We start from the raw sequence: 16660 nt of genomic DNA on the forward strand, positions 1-16660 counted from the left end.
ACAATATGATTAAAAATGTAAATTTTAGAAGGCTAATGAAGAGGGGAGGTTTCTAAGTGTGGGGTGGTTTGTGAGGTTTAATACTAAGTTAGGGATTCAGTTTTGTACTGCTGAATCCCTAATTGAATTGAGCTTATGCCGCCGCTAGTTGGGCTGCTTTTTCTTCGTTGATTGGACGTGTGATGAGTGATAATGCCACACAGACTCCCATCATTACTGCAGAAATAGTATACGCCAGTGCGTAGTTATCACCGTGAGTCATTGAGAAACCAACCACTGCCGCGCCAATTGCGCCGCCAATACCCCATGCAGTGTAAAGTACGCCATAGTTTGTGCCGTAGTTCTTTAGACCATAGAATTCAGCAGTAATTGATGGGAATACCGCAAGCAGTGTTCCGTAACCAACCGCTGCGATAGCAGTACCGATAATGAGAGTTACTTCTGAATTAAACGTAGCGAACAGAACCATATTGATGCCTTGCAGAGCAAAAGCGATAAATAGAGTACGTAGACCACCGATTTTATCAGAAAGGATACCAGCGCCAATACGACCGCCAGAGTTGAAAATAGCCAATATAGAGGCTAAATAAACTGCGTTTGGAAGGTTCGCTTGTACGCTGGCAATAGTTGTAATGTTACCAATGATCATTAAGCCTGTTGCAGAAGCAAACGCGTACATAATCCACAGTGAATAAAACTGCGGTGTTTTCAGCATGACTTTCCAAGAAATATCGTTGTTCTTTTTAGCTACTAGTGGTGCTTGACCGGCTTTTACTTTCGGTGCTTCTGGAACGTAGTCTGCTGGTGGGTTATTAATTGTTGCCGCTAAAGGCACCGCGATAACCAATACACCAACACCTAAAATTAGGAAACTTTGGTCAATACCATAATTGGTAATCAAGGCTGAAGTTAAAGGTGCTAGGTAAACAGCTGCAAGTCCAAAACCGGCTGCGATTAAGCCATTAACCAGTCCTTTCTTCGAAGAGTGAAACCATTTCATTGCAGCAGGAGAAAGACAAGCATAGCCAAAGCCAATACCTGCGCCAGCAACCACACCAAATGTCATGCTAAGCATTGCAGGAGAAGTTGCAAAGCTTGAACCAATCATGCCTAGTCCGGTAAGCGTTGCACCCAACATAAGAATGTTTCTAGGGCCCATACGATCTTGAAGAATACCAGCAACTAAAAGAGCAATAGAGAAAGTGATTGTTGCGATAGCGTAAGGTTGAGATGCATCGGCCGCATTCCAGCCCAAGTCGGTCACAAGCGCTTTGTTAAATATGCTCCACGCATAAAGAATACCTAAGCAAAGGTTGATACAGAACCCTGCAATTAGGATACGCATCGCTTTATCTATCTTTTTCATTGTTTGTTCTCTGTGCCAAATGGGCGTTTCAATTAGTTAATGGTCTTAAAAGCTGAAAACCTTTAGTTTCTTCAAATTTTTCAAGAGCGAGAATCGCGAATTGTACAGAAGTTTATTGTGATTTAAATCCCTTTTTATCAAAAATGAAAAATAAATTTCCATTCCATTTTTTGAGACTGATTCTTTCTCTCAGTTGGTAAGGTTTGCTAACGTTTTAGCGCTGTATTTCTTATGAAATGTGATGTATTAGCCATTTAAGGAATTAAATGACATTTATCATTTGTGTAACATTTGAGCGTAAATAAAGGCGTTTTTTATTATATGAGTTTGATAATTCGGGCATTATTGATTTACAACAATGTTAAAATGTTATTTTTTTGTAAAATAGAAAAAGAACTAATGGTTTTGCTTAATAATCGAACAAAATTACAGCTTGCATTTGATTGTTTTTAAGTCAAAATGCTTTGAAATCTTAGATTCCAAATCTGAAAGGTCGCTTAATTAAGCTTTTGTAGGATTCGATATGAAAATATTTTTGCTGTTATTTATTTCTGTTTCTGCAGGCGCGGCATCTGCTGAGCATTTAACTTCGTTTTTATACGGGTTAAGCACTGCATCACTCGCAGTAGGTGTCTGTTTTTGGTTGGCTTTTCGCACTTCTCGCTGGCCACAGCTAGCGGTATTTCTGCTGTTAACCGGAATGTTATGTAAGCTGACTATTACCGTTGTTTCGACAATTGTTGGTGTTAAGGCCGGTTTAATCACATCACCGTTTATTTTCTCGCTCTCTTATTTGTTTTTCGCCATTGCGACGACCTATGTGTACTTTTACTTTAAAGATAAAAGCACCAATCGTAAGCTGGGGTTAAACTAAGTTTATATAAACAACAGCCCTATGAATAACAGCATTAAATAATAAGATCTTCTGCATTTTCTATTTATAAGAAGCCGCTACAGCATATGCTGTAGCGGCTTTTTTCATGCCATAACCATTGATATTTGGTCAGTTGTGATTGATAAGCGCCCGCACTATGATGAAGATTCAATCGAAAGGAAAAATCAATGAAGCCTTTATATTCTGCAACGCAAGTTCTACGCAGTGAGGGACTGGCAGCTAAGAGTGCGGGACTGTCGCTCTATCAACTAATGGAGCGGGCAGGCCACGACGCGTTTTTACGCCTAAAACACTATTTATCCAATGGTGGCAAAATACTGGTTTGTTGTGGATCGGGCAATAATGGTGGTGACGGCTTTGTAGTGGCGAGATTGGCACTAGAATCTGGCTTTGAGGTGGATGTTTTTCAGCCCCTAGGTTGCCGTTCAAATACAGCCGATGCTCAACAAGCACAGCAAGCATGGCAACAACACAATAAGCCGATTCTGAACCATATAGACAGTCAGCAAAAATATGACTTTATTATCGATGGTCTATTAGGCACAGGGTTACAAGGAAAGGTTCGCTCAAATCTCATATTGGTCATCGACGCCATTAATGCGTTGGCGACACCCATTTTAAGTTTAGATATTCCATCAGGCCTTGATGCAGATACCGGGGTTATATTGGGCGCTTGTATTCAGGCCCAAGAGACAGTGACTTTTGTGGGGACTAAAAAGGGCTTAATGACAGGGAAGGCGCGCAATGTTGTCGGTCATCTTTATGTCGCAAACTTAGGCATTGCCTCTGAGTTTTCATTATTAGAACAAGCTGAAGCTTATTGCTATGAAACCTCAGATGCCTTGAGCGCAAGACCACAACGAGACAATACTTCACATAAAGGAAGTTGCGGTCGTGCTCTGTTAATTGGTGGTAATCAAGGTACAAGTGGCGCAATCATCTTGGCAACACAAGCTTGTGCTCGGGTTGGAGCTGGCTTAATCAGTGCGTTAACTCATCCAGATTCAATCCCACCTATGTTATCCAGACAACCGGAAGTGATGCCGATTGCGCTAGATAAAGATCTAACGACTGCTGTCTTGCCCAACTTAGACCCATTTAAATCCGCAATAGGATTAGGCCCCGGTTTAGGCACTGATTCATGGGCAAATCACTTGTTTGACCATGCGATAAATGAACAGTGCAGTAAAGTCATTGATGCCGACGCGCTTAATATATTAGCCAAGCGTATTGAGCGTTATGATCTAAGCCGATGCGTGTTAACGCCTCATCCCGGAGAAGCGGCTAGATTACTCGGGATCTCTATTGCGAAAATAGAGCAAGATCGATATAGCGCAGTGGCTAAGTTGCAAGAAAAATATCAATGCGTGGTGCTGCTAAAAGGCGCTGGCACTTTGATGTGTAATGGAGAGCAAACTTGGGTCATTTCTGCGGGCAATAGTGGGATGGCCAGTGGCGGAATGGGAGATGTACTAACGGGCGTTATTACCGGATTACTTTGCCAAGGGTTAACGCCAACTCAGGCTGCGTGTTTAGGTGCATGGTTACATTCCACAGCAGCAGACAACAATGCCCAGCAGTTTGGCAAAATAGGCATGTTAGCATCGGACTTGTTAGTGGAGCTTCGTCTATTAATGAACGTTGATGTCTCTGAAACACAAATTGTTACTTAATTTTCGTCAATTAAATCAAAAAACAGAAGGGGTTTTGGCTCGTTTAAAGTGCATGTTTATCGCCTATTTATGATATGGATCACAATAAAAAGCTAATAAAAACAATGTATTATTTTTAGGTTATTAGTCACTTTAAAGTAAGTGTTTGTTTTGTCGAGAGAAGTGTTGAACTGCGCGGTGAGGATTTGCAAGTTTCAAAATAGTAGCACAAAAAAAACCAAAAAATCAGTCTTGCGACTAATTTATCTCGCCCTATAATGCTGAAAACCGGAGCGTCTGCCAACGCTCCGGTTTTTTTGTGTCCGAAGAATGGTCAACGCTTCTGCCAAAGCACGACCTGCATTGTAATTGGCACATCTTCTATTGAATAAAGGAAATGCAACAATGCGTATCGAACAAGAACTTAAGTTAGGCTTTAAAGATGTATTATTTCGCCCTAAGCGTTCTACACTAAAAAGTCGTTCTCAAGTAAATTTAGCCCGCGATTTTACATTCAAGCATAGTGGTCGTCAATGGTCTGGTGTGCCTGTCATTGCCGCTAATATGGACTCTGTGGCAACTTTTGAAATGGCAGCAGCCCTTGCTGAGCATGACGTAATGACCGCAGTACACAAGCACTACTCAGTAGAGCAGTGGGCGGAATTTGCAAAAACAGCCAACTCAAAAACGCTAAACAATGTCTTTGTTTCAACTGGCACATCTGATGCTGAATTTGAAAAAACAAAGCAAATTATGGCGATGAGCGATGAGTTCATTTTCATCTGTATTGATATCGCAAACGGCTACTCCGAGCACCTTGTTGAATACGTGCAAAAAGTGCGAGCGCACTTCCCTGATAAAGTGATTTCAGCAGGTAACGTAGTTACTGGCGATATGTGTGAAGAGCTTATCCTTGCGGGCGCTGACATTGTTAAAGTAGGCATTGGCCCTGGCTCTGTATGTACCACTCGCGTAAAAACAGGTGTGGGCTACCCACAACTTTCAGCCATCATTGAATGTGGCGATGCAGCTCACGGTCTAGGCGGCGTGATCATCGGTGACGGCGGTTGTTCGTGCGCGGGCGACGTATCGAAAGCCTTCGGCGGCGGCGCAGACTTCGTGATGCTTGGCGGTATGCTAGCAGGCCACGAAGAATCAGGCGGTGAAGTGGTTGAAAAAGACGGCAAGCAATTCATGAAGTTCTACGGCATGTCATCAGAATCAGCCATGGAGAAACACTCTGGCGGCGTTGCTAAGTATCGTGCAGCGGAAGGTAAAACCGTACTGTTACCATTCCGTGGTAGCGTCCATCATACTATCTCAGACATCCTTGGCGGTGTACGTTCAACTTGTACCTACGTAGGCGCAGCAAAGCTTAAAGAGCTCACTAAGCGTACAACGTTCATCCGCGTACAAGAGCAAGAGAACAACGTGTTTGGTAAAGAATAAGCCGAATATTGTTTAAACTAGCATTTGAATTTAACTGAAAATAGCCTCTAGATTAGAGGCTATTTTATTACTGAACTTAATAAGTGTCGGCATGTAGCGGCCAAATTCATTATGCCGCTATATAGCCCAAATAATTGAATGCCTCAGGCATAAGTGATGTTGTGTAAATGTGTTACTTTAAGCAGCCATTGGTTTATGAACGTAGTTTCTACGCTCAAGTAGGAAGCTCTCAAGGTGAGCGTAAGAATCAAAATTACGGTGTGAAGGGTAGGCCATGTTGCCCTCTTTAATGATATTTTTTGCGATATTAGCGACGTCTTCTTCTTTCAACATATCCAGTTTTGAATCGATGTCTAACGTACGGTTCAACTCAAATACAGCATCAACGACAGCTTGAGCTTTCTCTTTGTCTGTTGACCCTTGAAGGCCCAATGCATCCGCAATAATAGCCAGACGGTCAGTCGCTTTTGGAAGAGCAAACTGAAGTACATGCGGCAATGAGATCGCACAGCCTAAACCGTGCGGAACTTTGTAAAAAGCGCCTAGTTGGTGTGAAATACCATGTGCCCAACCCAATAGTGTTTTAGAAAACGCTTTACCTGAATCAAATGAAGCTAATGCCATTTCACTTCTTGCTTCATCGTCTTCTGCTCCATTTTTATAGGCTCGTGGAAGGAATTCGAATATACGCTTTATGCTTTTTAGGTTCATTTCATCTGTTTGTTTTGTCGCGTAGGTACTCATGAATGATTCCATAGCGTGTGTCAGTGCATCCATACCGGTTGAAGCTGTGATATGAGGTGGTAGCGCCATGGTGAGCCTTGAATCGAATACTGCTAAGTCTGGCACTACGCCATAACTTACTAATGCGTTCTTTTGGTTGGTTTTTTCGTCTGTAACTACGGTTACTGTTGTTGCTTCAGAGCCTGTTCCTGACGTTGTTGGAATGGCGACAAAGTAAGCCCCTTTACGACGAAGCTGCAGCATGCTCATCAAACCATGGGTGATCTTACGAGGATCCAAATTGTGTTTAGCACAGCCGTTGATCATCTTGGTACCATCAATTGAGCTGCCACCACCAATTGCGATTGCGCAGTCATAGTTGTGTTCATGACACGCAGCAATCCCTTTTTCTACAATGGCATATGAAGGGTCTGGCTGGATCTCGTTGAAGACTTTATAGTCGATATTTTTCTTCTCTAGTGCATCAATAAGTAGTTGGAATGAGGGTAGAGTTGCAAAAAAACTGTCCGTAAAGATAACAGGACGTTTGATCCCTTTGTCTGCCAAATGTACTGCAAGTGTATCGAGTGATTTGTCACCGTTCAGTACATTGGGTACTGGAACTGGCATACGAGGAAAAGCGGTACTCGCAATCGCGTGGTATGTGTTTACAAAAAATCGTTCAGTTTTATATAGCATTGAAGTTACCTACTGTAAGTTAAAATTGGGAGTAAAGTGGTTAGCTTTTAATAAGAGCTAAGCTTCCATTTTGTTGAGCAAGTTCCATCATTTTCTTTACTGTATGCATTTACCTTACAGCAATGCAGACCGGTCGGTCTAGTGTTTTTTGTGTTTATTTCGATTGTTTTTTCATCTCATAAATTAATCAGATTAAATAGAATCAATAAAAAATAAAACGGTCATCTCCCTAAGTAATTGTAATCATGAATTTTAATTTATATTTGGTGTCTATGAGGTAGGAGAAATTCACCTAACCAGGATCATTTCTTTTAAAAAACACTAGACCGACCGGTTTGTTTTGTTTATTGTGTGATCAACTCAATAAGAAAGGTAAACAAAATGAACAGCATTACGTCACTAAACGAAATGAAGCATCACTACACAAATATGAAAGACGCCTACAACTCATACCCAATGCCAAAACTCGATGAGCGAGTTGTAAAGCTTAATATGCTAAGAAGTGCGCTAATTGATTTCAGTGACGCTATTTGTGAAGCAATGAATAAAGACTACGGCCAGCGTAGTGTACAAGACACTCTTATCGCTGATGTACTGCCATGTGTGGCGAATATTGATTACAGCATCGAACATATTAGTGAGTGGATGGCACCCTCTGTTCGTGATGCCGGCGCATTGCTTTCACTGTCGCAGGTTGAAGTGGTTTATCAGCCGAAAGGTGTTGTTGGTATTGTGACCCCTTGGAACTTTCCTGTAATGCTGTCTGTTGGCCCACTTATCTCTGCTATCACTGCAGGTAATCGCGCCATGATCAAGATGAGTGAATTCACACCAAACACAAATCAAGTGCTGAGTGAGATGCTATCAACCATTTTCAGTCATGACGAAGTTGTTGTTGTTGAAGGTGAAGCGGAATTATCCGCTGAATTTACCGCACTTCCTTTTGATCACCTGTTATTCACGGGATCGACGGCTGTTGGACGCTTAGTGATGAAAGCTGCGGCCGCGAATTTAACACCGTTAACTCTTGAGTTAGGTGGAAAATCCCCCGTTATTGTCGCTGATGACGTTTCAATGGAGCTGGCGGTAGAACGCATTATTTACGGCAAAAGCTTGAACAATGGTCAAGTATGCGTAGCGCCGGATTACGTGTTAGTTCCGGAAGGTAAGAAAGAAGCATTTGTCAGTGAATATAAACGCCAGTATCAAACATTGTTCCCAGAAGGCATTCACTCTGAAAACCTGACCTCAGTGGCGAACGCTCGTCAGTACGAGCGTATTACTTCTTTGTTGAATACAGAAATTACCAATGGCACGCGAATCGAACCTTGCCATACGGATAGCATCGACGAGAACGCACACAGACTCGTGACTCACCTAGTTATCGAGCCAGCACTTGATTCAAATATTATGGATGAAGAAATTTTCGGCCCGTTGCTTCCTGTTATTGGTTATCAGCAAGTTGATCAAGCTATCGAACTGATTAACAGTAAGCCACGACCATTAGCACTTTATTTGATGACGTTTGATGAAGCGTTACAAATTAGAATTAAACAAACGATCCACTCTGGTGGTATGTGCATTAACGATTGTGTATTCCACTTAGCCGTTGATGATGCACCATTTGGTGGTATCGGGGAGTCGGGTAAAGGTAATTACCACGGCAAGGAAGGTTTTATTACTTTCTCGCACGCTAAGACGGTAATGACCAGTGGTCAAGATCACCAAATCAAACACTTGTTCTCAAAGGAAGATAACGAATTTAAGTCTGCGGTTTTAGCCATGCTTGGAAAGTAAGCCCTAACCGTTAATTCAATATCTAAGAGGAAGATAAATGTTAGAACGTTTTTTTGAAAAAACAATACGTGGTTATTTGTTGATTACAGGCTTATTAACGGCGAGTGCATTTGCTACGTTTATTGCGCCTGAGTGGAGCATGATAAACCTATTTTTCTATGACCAGCAGATGATGGAGAACAAAGAATACTTATTAGCGACTTACCAACACTGGGGTGTCATGGTGGGCTGTATAGGTGTGCTTTTAATGGCCTCGGCCTACATTAAGCCTTTGCGAACCTCAACCATGATTTACAGTGGATTTGAAAAAGCGATGTTTGTCGGCCACATTAAATATAGACCGGTCGGTCTGCTTTGTGTGTTGTGTATCCAATATTTCGAAATAACATCTCGAAATAATATAGTGAAATAACAGCGAGACACAGCTAGAGAAGGAAACTCTTCAATGATTGGGAGCAACTATGACAACTATCTCGGCACCACAGTTTAATGGTAAAGCACACAGCAAAATTCAAGCGTTAGCAAAACCTATTGGCGCGGTTTGTAATATCAATTGCACTTATTGTTATTACTTGGGAAAGCAAGGTCTATTAAATTACTCGTCACGACGCTCACCAACGATAGACAAAGCAGCAATTGAGAGTTACATCAAACAATACATTGAAGCTCAAAACACACCTGAAATTATCTTCTCTTGGCATGGCGGTGAACCCACGCTGCTCGGTGTTGAATACTTCGAATACGCTGTCGAACTGCAAACCAAATATTGCCCAGACACATCAACCATCACCAATGATATTCAAACCAATGGCACGTTATTAAACGACCAGTGGTGCCAGTTCTTTAAGAAACACAACTTTGTCGTTGGTGTGAGCATCGATGGTCCAGAACACATCCATAATCACTACCGTAAAAATAGAGCAGGTCGAGGCACATTCGACAAAACCATGCGCGGTGTTGAGCTACTTAAAAAGCATGAGGTGCAATTTGCGACGCTTACTTGCGTAAATGATGTGAGTAGTGCCCGGCCACTACAGGTGTACCAGTTCTTGCGAGATGTGATTCAGCCTTCTCAAATCCAATTCATTCCAGTGGTCGATAAGTTATCGGCCCCAACAAATAGCCAATGGCATACCTACGGTGACTTAGCCATTATTCCTGTTAAAGGTGTGGTTGAACCTTGGAGTGTGACAGCCAATGGTTGGGGGCATTTTCTTACTACGATATTTGATGAATGGTTAACACACGATTTTGGCCGTGTGTTTATCCCTTATTTTGATAACTTTTTCGGAGTATGGATGGGGCACGAAAGCAGTATGTGTACCTTAAGTGAAATCTGTGGAAAAGGACTCGCTGTTGAGCCAAATGGCGATGTGTATTCTTGTGATCATTACGTATTTGATGAGTTTTTATTAGGGAATATTGAAGAAGTTCCACTGGGTTCTCTCGCGCTCTCTTTTATGCAGCAACAGTTTGGTTTTGCAAAAAGTAAATCGTTACCAAGGCAGTGCCGTGAGTGTAATTACCGGTTTGCATGCCATGGTGAGTGCCCTAAAAACCGTATATTAACCACCGATAGCGGTGAAGTCGGCCTTAATTATTTATGTTCCGGCTGGATGGATTTCTTTAAGCATATCGATCCCATAATTACCGAGATTTTAAAAAGAAATGGCAAACCATTGAGAGGAGATAAAGCATGAACTTAGCATTAGAAAGCTATTTGGCTATTGGTTTGTCCATGGCGTTATTGAGTCTCTGGAAAACGTATTCTGGGCCCGCAATTGCTGCGTTCCTATCTTATTCTTACCCAGAAATGTTGATGTTTAACTTAGTGCCAGCCTTGATTGCAGCTTATGCGGGTTGGAAGATAGCACCGGTTTACTCAAGCTTCTTTAGCAAGCGACAGCCAGTCGTTTTTAAGCCTAAGCTTAGAAAGTTCATGAAAAGGTGGAATCAATATGGTCAACTTTCAATGGCGATATTAGCGCCGGTTTTAGTTGGTATTCCCAGTTATACCTTTGTATCGAAACGACTGAATCAAAGCGGTTTCAAAACATTCGGTATGCTAGCGCTATCGATATTGGGTTGGAGTAGTTTGGCTTATGGTTGTTTCGCGCTTCTCGATGTTGATCAATACATCACGATTGAAAACATTATTCCGGCGTCTGTTATCGAGCAAACTCAGCAATAGATAGATTTGAAATCAAAAAAGCTCGCATAAGTTGGATTAGTCTGGACTTGACCTGTCAGTGCTAAAATTGCGGTGCTATCAGAACTGACAGGTTACCCTAACTTGCTTCTACCCAGAACATCACAGACGGCACTTCGTAACTCGGAAGCGCCCCATTGTATTTTAAGTTGGTTTTTCTACATAGCATTCAGTTTGGTAGTTGACTCACTTTTCCTTATGGAAACTCTAGTCATAGGGGCAAATTTTCTCAGCTACTCACAGAACTTCCTATCTGCACAGTTTATTGGGCTTATCTGACTGCAAAAGTATTAAATGGCTTGTTTTATCAGGAGCAGTGCATTGTTTTTCAGCAGAGCAATTAGTCAGTTTTTGTTAATAGGTAAGTTGATGCCAAAGCTCCCCAAGATAACATCCCACGTCAAAAAGTGATAACAGGCTGGCTCGTTTTTATGTGACGGTGAAATAAGAATTATATATATATTCTTTAATTTTTAGTGGGTTATGGTAGGTTTGTTGTAACTTAGGTTGGCGGAAAAACGAGCCGGCCTGTTATTAATAATATTATGTTTCCGCTCTATGTGAGTTTTGCTAATCCATAGAGTACGGTACGATGTAGCTTTCTTGTTGTGTGAATCGTTTAATAGGTATGAAATGAAAAAAACGGTATTTTTCAACGACTATGAGTCTTTTTTTGATGATACGTTTACTGTCAATGCTGAATACGCAGATGAAAATGATAGTGCATTGTTAATTGTCGGCAAAGTAGGTTTTGACTCGATTGAGCATGTGCTAAGACGCGGACATCGTGTGGTTGTCTCTTTCGAGAAAGACTTTGAGGTCAAGTTACTTAAAACATCACCAACGCAGGTTGAGGTTGATGTTCGCGAAATAGAAAACCTCAAGTCAAAATACACGTTATTCCTAGACTATTCAGTAGTTGCTATCCCTGAATCTGATGAAAATTTTTCATCTCAAGAGATAGATGAATTAACAGAGAAAGTTACGCAATTGCAAAGCGATTTTTCCGAGTATAGAAGACTTTCCAGAGAAGAAGCAGAGTTTTTAAGAGCTTCTGTTGAACTTTTAATTAAGAAGTTAGATAGCAGTAGTAAATCCGCGTGGAAATATACTGCAACGGGTGTTGTTGCTAGTTTGCTAATGACTATTTCCCCAGACACATACGTAGAAATTGCATCTAAAGCTGGAGTCGCAATTCAAAACTTGCTACCTAAATAAACATAACAAATAAGGATCAGTGTCGCCCAGCCGATACTTTATCTGGGTGTTGAACAAGCCCAATCGTGTCGTTGTCTTCTATTAGTAAATTGCTCTTTGGTGAGTAGCTTGAAATGAGCCTCATCTACTTTCTACCAGTCGCACGAGGCTATCGAGGCGAATCCGCTATGATTGACCCTGATGAACTCTAATTATTGTGACTTTAAGATTCTTTACCTCCTCAGTGTGTTCTCGCATTATCAAATCTGAAGTTTATCGCGATAAATGGGTCATGTAGGCTTGGTGATCCCAACACATGTCATGTTGACAGTGCCCCACGAGTGAGATTCGATGAGGTTAATAAAGAAAGCCTTTAAGTCATCTGTGCTTAAAGTGTCTGGCGAGCGGTCAAAATAGTGAGTAATCCGACGTACCGTGCGGGAATAAGTATCAATTGTCGCAGGCCGTTTACCTTGCAGTTATATTTTTATCGACGAGTGATGCGCATCGCGCTACACTTGTGTCATGATTAAATCTTTCAAACATAAAGGCCTTAAAAAATACTTCCAAACAGGAAGTGTTGCTGGAATTCAGGTCAAGCATCAACGCAAACTGCGCATGCAACTTACTGCAATAGATACCGCACAAGAAATTGAAGATATCAATTTACCCGGTTTTAAATTACACCCTCTCAAAGGGGATCGTGACGGGATTTGGTCTATTACTGTAAATGGTAACTGGCGCATTACTTTTGAGTTCATCGATGGTAATGCATACATTCTCAATTATGAGGACTATCACTAATGACTATGCATAACCCACCGCACCCAGGCGAGTTTATCTACGACGTATATTTAGAGCCTGCGGGTTTCAGTTGTCGTTATTTAGCTAAACAATTAGATGTTGCATCATCTACTTTAAACCGAGTTCTTAAAGGGCAAAGTGCTATCTCACCAGAAATGGCACTTCGCTTGTCAAAAGCAATAGGTAGAACTCCTGAAAGTTGGTTAGCGATGCAACATAACTATGATCTGTGGCACGCTAAACAACAAATTAACCTTACAAATGTTCATTCTGTAAATTTTTCAATTGCATAAAAAATATTACAAGTTGCTTAAAAGGAAAATTACAGTTGGCTCGCGCTTCGCGCATTATAGCCAATCCGTAATTTTCCTCTTAGCAAGGCGTTTCTTTCACATACTTACGTTAATCCGTTATATCCTAATTTAGTAATATAACTGACAAAGTTCTGTCCAAAAGTAATTTTGGTGGCACAAAGAGTAGCCCTGTACGACTAGGTCACGCTTCACCATCAAAGGTGCAGATCGTGTATGAGTCAGTACACATAAGTGAGCATTTTAACAAGCTAGAATGACCCGCAATTTAGTACATTGGTATTACTGTTTGATTAGTTTTAATGTTTCATTCATCGCGTTATCTAACAGCGAACGGTCTTTTTGCATCGCGGCCAACAGCGTACTGCCTAGCCATAAACCATAAAGGGTTCGTGCTGTTTGATAGCCATCTACCATGTCGAAGTCGCCATTTTCAATGCCTTCTTTGAAGAAATGTCCCATTCTCCCAATGATTTTTTCTGCACCTTCATTCAGCACTTGCTGCATTTGGTTTGAAGTCCCCGCAACCTCTCCAGACAATTTAACGACCAAACATTTGATTTGGAAATCTGCAGTCAGTTTTTCTGAGCACCAATGCTCAAAATACTCTTTTACTCTATTTTGGCATGATAAAGAGGTATCCATCAGAAAGCTGTCTAGCGTTTCTAGGTGTTCTTCAAAATAGTTGGTTAATAGTATCGAACCAAAATCTTCTTTTGATTTGAAATGGTGATAAAACGACCCTTTGGTTGCTTCTGCACCATTAATGATTTTCATCAAACCCAGACCAGCAAAGCCTTGTTCACTGATAAGGTCAAAGCCTACATCTAAGAGTTTCTGTTTTAAGTCTTTCATCGTTCTGCTCTGTACTTCTATGAATAGTTTGATTATACGCCCACAAAACAGACCGTCCAGTCTAATCCGAACAAAATCGATAATTTAACTAGACCGGTCGGTTTGCTTGATCTATTATACATACAGAGTCGAGACAACGTATGTGTTGAACATAAATTAGACGGTGGATTTAATATGAACAAATCAATAATGATCGCTGGAGCAAGTGGCTTGGTTGGACGAGAAACGTTAAGTGCTTTGTTGGATAGTCGCCATGTAGATACCGTTTATGCGCTTTCTCGACGTGAACTGAATACCCAGCATAAGAAACTGATTCAGTTAATCGATAACAACTTAAGCGTTTCTGTGAGTGCTTTGGACTCTTTTGTATTACCTGTAGTAGGTGTCATTGCTATAGGTAGCACAATTAAAAAAGCCGGTACAAAAGAGAAGTTACGCGAGATTGATGTTGACCTTGTTGCCTCCACTGCGAAAAACATGAAAAAACTGGGCGTGAAGCACCTTATTGTTGTCTCTTGTTTAGGGGCTGACATCAAAGCTCGCTCGCACTACCTTCGCTGCAAAGGGGAAATGGAAGCCAAAGTTGAGCTGCTTGATTTTGAAAAAACGACGTTCTTACATCCGGGACCTTTAGCGGGAGATCGTGTTGAAAATAGAAACGATGAAAAGATAATCCAAGGCGTTTTAAAAGTACTAAAACCTTTGATGTTAGGGCGCATGAAAAAGTACATCCCAATTCAAGCGTCAAGTATCGCGGAATGCATTTTAGCTCACTCAATCTCTCCAACATCAGAAAAGGTCGAGAGGTTAGATTGTAGTGGTTCAACAAATACCGGACACTGATTTAAGCCGATTTGCAGCATTAACAGGTGATAGCAATTGCCCCGACGGTTCATGCTTTTTGTTTTACGATATCGCCTAACAAATTGCTTTACATGGACAAAAAACGTATGACATTTTCTGCTTAGTTACAAAGTATGGCACACTGGTTTATTACCCGTTAATAAGGCGTTGATATGCCTTAATAGAGAAAAATGAACATATGAAAGTATCATTGAAAATGATGAATAGAGAAGCATTCTCTGAGTATCTTAAAATTGCTATTCCATCCTATGCCAAAGCTAATATCGATTCTGGTCGGTGGGATGAATCAGAGGCATTAGAGAGATCTGAAAAAGCACATGAAACACTGTTACCTGACGGTGAAAGGACGAAAAACCATTACTTATTTAATATTACGGAAAACAATAGCCAGAATCGAGTCGGTCATATTTGGGTGAAAATTGAAGATAATTGTCATACAAAGTCTGCTTTCATATATGACATAGAGATATATGAAGCTCACCGTAGAAATGGATATGCTAAATCGGCCTTTGAATGTATTGAAAAAAGAGTAGCTGAGTTAGGGGCAACCAGTTTAGGGCTTCATGTTTTTAAGCAAAATGCCGCGGCTATCGCTCTCTATAGCAGTATTGGCTATCAAATAATAAGCCACAATATGCAAAAACCAATCGTAATTGCACCTTAACTCAAAATACTAGGGTGTGATAATTATCGTAGATGGTTTTGTGGCAGTTGCAGCTTCGTGCAAAACGTTCAATTTAATTTTATCCTGATAAATAGGTCATACAGGCGTGGTGATCCCAACGGATGTCATTTCATGCTTGCAGAAAGTGCATGAACGTTTCTCTTTGTTTGGTGAGTTGAACTGTCACGAGTGAAATGAGCACATCAATATAATACTCTATCTTATTTCTGACTGGTGTGTACAACAGGGCAGGTAACAGGCTTCTATTAGGTTTAGAACAAAAGCCAGTTACTTTGGATATAGTATGTTGCTTAGTCATCGATTTCACAGGAGTGGTTGTCTAGGGTGAACGCATGAGAGGCTGTAACAGATTCTGTGTAACTGACATTTAGTTAACGTGCTTCTCGACACGGTCTTCGAACTCGATGATAAATCGACTCATCGCCTGACGCCAGTTTTGAATGGGCATCGTCCATTTTTTACTGGCATCTTTAATCGCTAGATAAACCATCTTAGTTGCCGCTTCATCATTTGGGAAGATTTTACGCTTCTTCAAAGCCTTACGTATCACGCTGTTGAGTGATTCAATCGCATTGGTTGTGTAAATGGCTTTTCGAATATCTTGTGGGTAGTTAAATAGCGTATTCAAGTTTTGCCAGTGATTACGCCAAGACTTGGTTATTTGAGGGTACTGGGCGTCCCAGGTTTCACCGAACCGCTCTAATTCAAGTAACGCTTCGTCTTCTGTTGCCGAACGGTATACTCGCTTCAAGTCAGCCGTGACGGCTTTATAGTCTTTCCAAGAGACGTATTTCAGAGARTTGCGTACCATGTGAACGATGCATAGCTGAATGTGTGTTTYAGRGAACACGGTATTGATRGCATCAGGAAAACCTTTGAGGCCATCCACGCAAGCTATAAGTATATCCTCAACGCCACGTTGGTTAAGCTCTGTCAAAACATTGAGCCAGAACTTTGCGCCTTCATTTTCTGCTATCCACATGCCCATCAATTCTTTTTGCCCGTCAGTATTAATTCCAAGGGCAAGAAAGATGGATTTGTTGATAATACGTTTATCTTGACGCACCTTAATCACAATGCAGTCAAGGTATACGATGGGGTAAAGGGCATCAAGCGGACGGGACTGCCACTCAACAATTTCATCGATGACGGCG

15 protein-coding genes and 2 pseudogenes are annotated in these 16660 nt (G+C 41.2%); 12 read left to right on the forward strand and 5 right to left on the reverse strand.

The window, feature by feature from the left end; translation table 11 throughout:
- Positions 1-133: 133 nt before the first annotated feature.
- Entirely contained in the window at positions 134-1366 is a 1233-nt protein-coding gene (locus tag A9260_RS09070; protein ID WP_068698250.1) for an L-lactate MFS transporter, read from the reverse strand.
- Between the two features lie 523 nt (positions 1367-1889).
- Between A9260_RS09070 and A9260_RS09075 the strand changes: the two genes are divergently transcribed.
- The 3 genes from A9260_RS09075 to A9260_RS09085 all read left to right on the forward strand — a co-directional run bounded on the left by A9260_RS09075 (position 1890) and on the right by A9260_RS09085 (position 5362).
- Positions 1890-2240, forward strand: coding sequence for an NADH:ubiquinone oxidoreductase (locus A9260_RS09075; protein WP_068698252.1), 351 nt, complete (start codon positions 1890-1892; stop codon positions 2238-2240).
- A 188-nt stretch (positions 2241-2428) separates the two neighbouring features.
- Positions 2429-3934: a bifunctional ADP-dependent NAD(P)H-hydrate dehydratase/NAD(P)H-hydrate epimerase gene (locus tag A9260_RS09080; protein WP_068698254.1), complete on the forward strand. Its 1506-nt coding sequence runs from the start codon at positions 2429-2431 to the stop codon at positions 3932-3934.
- A 384-nt stretch (positions 3935-4318) separates the two neighbouring features.
- Entirely contained in the window at positions 4319-5362 is a 1044-nt protein-coding gene (locus A9260_RS09085; protein WP_068698256.1) for a GMP reductase, read from the forward strand.
- 177 nt (positions 5363-5539) lie between these two features.
- On the opposite strand, the gene A9260_RS09090 is transcribed toward A9260_RS09085, so the two are convergent.
- Positions 5540-6784, reverse strand: a complete 1245-nt coding sequence (locus A9260_RS09090) for an iron-containing alcohol dehydrogenase (RefSeq protein WP_068698258.1) — start codon at positions 6782-6784, stop codon at positions 5540-5542.
- A 408-nt stretch (positions 6785-7192) separates the two neighbouring features.
- On the opposite strand from A9260_RS09090, the gene A9260_RS09095 reads away from it, so the two are divergent.
- From A9260_RS09095 to A9260_RS09115, 5 genes and pseudogenes are all read left to right on the forward strand, one after another.
- Entirely contained in the window at positions 7193-8581 is a 1389-nt protein-coding gene (locus A9260_RS09095) for a coniferyl aldehyde dehydrogenase (RefSeq protein WP_373604474.1), read from the forward strand.
- Positions 8582-8618: 37 nt separating this feature from the next.
- A pseudogene (locus tag A9260_RS09100) lies at positions 8619-8960 on the forward strand (hypothetical protein); the annotation flags it as partial.
- Positions 8961-9042: 82 nt separating this feature from the next.
- The gene (locus A9260_RS09105; RefSeq protein WP_068698262.1) at positions 9043-10281 is read left to right on the forward strand and encodes an anaerobic sulfatase maturase; all 1239 of its coding nucleotides are present in this window, start codon (positions 9043-9045) and stop codon (positions 10279-10281) included.
- Positions 10278-10772, forward strand: coding sequence for a hypothetical protein (locus A9260_RS09110; RefSeq protein ID WP_068698263.1), 495 nt, complete (start codon positions 10278-10280; stop codon positions 10770-10772). Before A9260_RS09105 ends, A9260_RS09110 begins: the two co-directional genes overlap by 4 nt.
- Positions 10773-11423: 651 nt before the next feature.
- The gene (locus A9260_RS09115; RefSeq protein WP_068698265.1) at positions 11424-12008 is read left to right on the forward strand and encodes a hypothetical protein; all 585 of its coding nucleotides are present in this window, start codon (positions 11424-11426) and stop codon (positions 12006-12008) included.
- A gap of 284 nt (positions 12009-12292) precedes the next feature.
- On the opposite strand, the pseudogene A9260_RS16690 reads toward A9260_RS09115, so the two are convergent.
- A pseudogene (locus tag A9260_RS16690) lies at positions 12293-12466 on the reverse strand (phage integrase N-terminal SAM-like domain-containing protein); the annotation flags it as partial.
- Positions 12467-12512: 46 nt separating this feature from the next.
- Here A9260_RS16690 and A9260_RS09120 point away from each other — a divergent pair.
- Together A9260_RS09120 and A9260_RS09125 are read left to right on the forward strand one after the other, a co-directional pair.
- Positions 12513-12791 (forward strand): type II toxin-antitoxin system RelE/ParE family toxin, encoded by a 279-nt coding sequence (locus A9260_RS09120; RefSeq protein WP_068698267.1) that lies wholly within the window; start codon positions 12513-12515, stop codon positions 12789-12791.
- A complete protein-coding gene (locus A9260_RS09125) occupies positions 12791-13084 on the forward strand; it encodes a HigA family addiction module antitoxin (RefSeq protein WP_068698270.1) in 294 nt (97 codons plus the stop codon). The genes A9260_RS09120 and A9260_RS09125 overlap by 1 nt, the downstream gene beginning before the upstream one ends.
- Before the next feature lie 300 nt (positions 13085-13384).
- Here the strand turns inward: A9260_RS09125 and A9260_RS09130 are convergent, their stop codons facing one another.
- Positions 13385-13957, reverse strand: coding sequence for a TetR/AcrR family transcriptional regulator (locus A9260_RS09130; RefSeq protein WP_068698272.1), 573 nt, complete (start codon positions 13955-13957; stop codon positions 13385-13387).
- A 174-nt stretch (positions 13958-14131) separates the two neighbouring features.
- On the opposite strand from A9260_RS09130, the gene A9260_RS09135 reads away from it, so the two are divergent.
- Both A9260_RS09135 and A9260_RS09140 read left to right on the forward strand, forming a co-directional pair.
- Positions 14132-14800 carry an NAD(P)H-binding protein gene (locus tag A9260_RS09135; RefSeq protein ID WP_068698274.1) on the forward strand — a complete coding sequence of 223 codons (669 nt, stop codon included), beginning with the start codon at positions 14132-14134 and terminating at the stop codon, positions 14798-14800.
- 199 nt (positions 14801-14999) lie between these two features.
- Positions 15000-15485: a GNAT family N-acetyltransferase gene (locus A9260_RS09140; protein WP_068698276.1), complete on the forward strand. Its 486-nt coding sequence runs from the start codon at positions 15000-15002 to the stop codon at positions 15483-15485.
- 388 nt (positions 15486-15873) lie between these two features.
- On the opposite strand, the gene A9260_RS09145 is transcribed toward A9260_RS09140, so the two are convergent.
- The coding region (locus tag A9260_RS09145; protein ID WP_156684030.1) for an IS256 family transposase at positions 15874-16660 on the reverse strand (787 nt) is incomplete at its 5' end.

The organism is Vibrio sp. UCD-FRSSP16_30, from assembly GCF_001676025.1.
In the GTDB taxonomy this organism is placed as follows: domain Bacteria; phylum Pseudomonadota; class Gammaproteobacteria; order Enterobacterales; family Vibrionaceae; genus Vibrio.

Coding starts and splice junctions, on each gene's coding strand:
- A9260_RS09070 (WP_068698250.1), bottom strand. CDS start 1,366: ATGAAAAAGATAGATAAAGCGATGCGTATCCTAATTGCAGGGTTCTGT.
- A9260_RS09075 (WP_068698252.1), top strand. CDS start 1,890: ATGAAAATATTTTTGCTGTTATTTATTTCTGTTTCTGCAGGCGCGGCA.
- A9260_RS09080 (WP_068698254.1), top strand. CDS start 2,429: ATGAAGCCTTTATATTCTGCAACGCAAGTTCTACGCAGTGAGGGACTG.
- A9260_RS09085 (WP_068698256.1), top strand. CDS start 4,319: ATGCGTATCGAACAAGAACTTAAGTTAGGCTTTAAAGATGTATTATTT.
- A9260_RS09090 (WP_068698258.1), bottom strand. CDS start 6,784: ATGCTATATAAAACTGAACGATTTTTTGTAAACACATACCACGCGATT.
- A9260_RS09095 (WP_373604474.1), top strand. CDS start 7,193: ATGAAGCATCACTACACAAATATGAAAGACGCCTACAACTCATACCCA.
- A9260_RS09105 (WP_068698262.1), top strand. CDS start 9,043: ATGACAACTATCTCGGCACCACAGTTTAATGGTAAAGCACACAGCAAA.
- A9260_RS09110 (WP_068698263.1), top strand. CDS start 10,278: ATGAACTTAGCATTAGAAAGCTATTTGGCTATTGGTTTGTCCATGGCG.
- A9260_RS09115 (WP_068698265.1), top strand. CDS start 11,424: ATGAAAAAAACGGTATTTTTCAACGACTATGAGTCTTTTTTTGATGAT.
- A9260_RS09120 (WP_068698267.1), top strand. CDS start 12,513: ATGATTAAATCTTTCAAACATAAAGGCCTTAAAAAATACTTCCAAACA.
- A9260_RS09125 (WP_068698270.1), top strand. CDS start 12,791: ATGACTATGCATAACCCACCGCACCCAGGCGAGTTTATCTACGACGTA.
- A9260_RS09130 (WP_068698272.1), bottom strand. CDS start 13,957: ATGAAAGACTTAAAACAGAAACTCTTAGATGTAGGCTTTGACCTTATC.
- A9260_RS09135 (WP_068698274.1), top strand. CDS start 14,132: ATGAACAAATCAATAATGATCGCTGGAGCAAGTGGCTTGGTTGGACGA.
- A9260_RS09140 (WP_068698276.1), top strand. CDS start 15,000: ATGAAAGTATCATTGAAAATGATGAATAGAGAAGCATTCTCTGAGTAT.